The sequence below is a fragment of the Micromonospora sp. NPDC049240 genome (genome assembly GCF_040647835.1).
Lineage (GTDB): Bacteria > Actinomycetota > Actinomycetes > Mycobacteriales > Micromonosporaceae > Micromonospora.
Map to the genome: position 1 here is coordinate 1 of NZ_JBEZCX010000051.1, position 2,083 is coordinate 2,083.

1 protein-coding gene is annotated in these 2,083 nt (G+C 69.5%); it reads left to right on the forward strand.

Annotation, left to right across the window (positions count from 1 at the left end; all coding sequences use genetic code 11):
* Positions 1–2,083 (forward strand): polyketide synthase dehydratase domain-containing protein (locus tag AB0B02_RS31825; RefSeq protein ID WP_357306794.1); only part of this gene is annotated, 2,083 nt, incomplete at both ends.

Below are 2,083 nucleotides of genomic sequence, written 5' to 3' on the forward strand. Positions count from 1 at the left end.
TGCGCTACGACGACGCGGTGAACGCGCTGCGTGAGCAGGGCGTGGGTGTCTTCCTCGAGCTGGGACCGGACGGCACGCTGACCTCGATGGCCGACACCCCCGATGCAGGCGTGTGGCTGCCCGCGCTGCGAGCTGAGCGGGACGAGCCGGAGACACTACTGACCGCGGTCGCCGGTGTCCACGTACACGGCGGGACCGTGAACTGGCCGACACTACTCGACACGACCGCCGGTCGGCGGGCTGTGGAACTGCCGACCTACCCGTTCCAGCATCAGCGGTTCTGGCCACAGTCGGCGGTGGCCGGTGTGGGGGACGCTCGGGTCTTGGGGCAGGGTTCGGCTGGTCATCCGTTGTTGCGTGCGGCGGTGTCGTTGGCTGATGGGGATGGGGTGGTGTTGACCGGACGGTTGTCGTTGTCGGTGCAGCCGTGGTTGGCCGATCATGTGGTGTTGGGTTCGGTGTTGTTGGCGGGCACGGCGTATGTGGAGTTGGTGATGTACGCCGGGGACCAGGTGGGTTGTGCCCTGGTGCAGGAGTTGACGCTGCAGACCCCGCTGCTGCTGCCGGAGCAGGGTGGGGTGCAGGTGCAGGTGTGGGTCGGTGATCCCGGCCAGGATGGTCGACGGCCGGTCAACGTGTACTCCCGACCAGAAGGCGCGGAAGGTTCGTGGACTCGGCATGCCACGGGTGTGTTGAGCCCGCAAGCTGGCCGGGTGCCGTCCGGGTTGGGGCAGTGGCCGCCGGCCGACGCGCGGCCGGTGGCTGTTGACGGCGTGTACGAGCGGTTGGCCGACGGCGGGTACGTGTACGGGCCGGTGTTCCAGGGTCTGCGGGCGGTGTGGCGTCACGACCGGGATGTGTATGCCGAGGTGACCCTGCCCGAGCACGTCGAGACCGGCGGGTTCGGGTTGCATCCGGCGGTGTTGGACGCGGCGTTGCACCCGATCGGGTTGACCGGACTGCTCGGCGGCGACGATGGCGGGGCGGTGTTGCCGTTCGCGTGGAGCGGGGTCCGGCTGCACGCGACCGGAGCGACCACGCTGCGGGTCCGGCTGACACCGGCCGACGATGGGGCTGTTGCGGTGGCGGTGTTCGACACCACCGGCCAGCCGGTGCTGACCGCGACCTCGCTGGCGCTGCGACCAGTGACCACCGACCAACTCGGCGCCGGTGTACCGGACGCGGCGCAGTCACTGTTCACGGTGGAATGGGTACCGCTACCGGACGCAGAACCCGACACCGCGTCGGTGATTGGCGAACTGGTCTGGGCATGGCACGGGCAGCACCCGCAACCTCTGCTGGTGCCCCACTCGCCAGGCGGGCTTGATGGCGAGCTGCCCCCGGTCGTGGTGGCCGAGCTACCAACTCCAGACGATGCGGTGGGTGTTGTCGAGGCTACGCATGCGGCGAGCGCGTTGGTGTTGGGTTGGGTCCAGGACTGGTTGGCTGATCCGGGCATGGAGGGTTCCCGGTTGGTGGTGGTCACTCGTGGCGCCACTGATGGCAGTGACCTTGCTGCGGCTGCGGTGTGGGGCCTGGTCCGCTCCGCGCAGTCCGAGCACCCCAATCGGTTCGTCCTGCTGGACCTCGACGATGACACCGACCCCGGCAGCGACTTGGGCAGGCTCCTGACGGCGGTGCTCGACAGCGGCGAGCCGGAGATCGCGGTACGCGCTGGTGGGTTGTATGTGCGGCGGTTGGTCCGGGCCGGTACTGGTCGTTTGTCGCTGTCCGGCTCTGACGGGTTGGCGGGGTTGGATGCGGGTGGCACGGTGGTGGTCACTGGTGGGACCGGTGTGTTGGGTGGATTGGTGGCCCGGCATCTGGTCACCGCGCACGGAGTCAGGCACCTGTTGTTGCTGTCCCGGCGCGGCCTGGCCGCGGCCGGGGCGGCGGAGTTGGTCGGTGAGCTGACCGAGTTGGGCGCGCGGGTGCGGGTGGTGGCGTGTGATGTCGCTGACCGGGATGCGCTGGCTGAGGTGTTGGCGGGGGTGCCGGTCGAGCATCCGGTGGTCGGGGTGGTGCACACCGCCGGAGTCCTCGACGACGGGGTGGTCGAGGCGTTGACGCCGCAGCGGCTGGA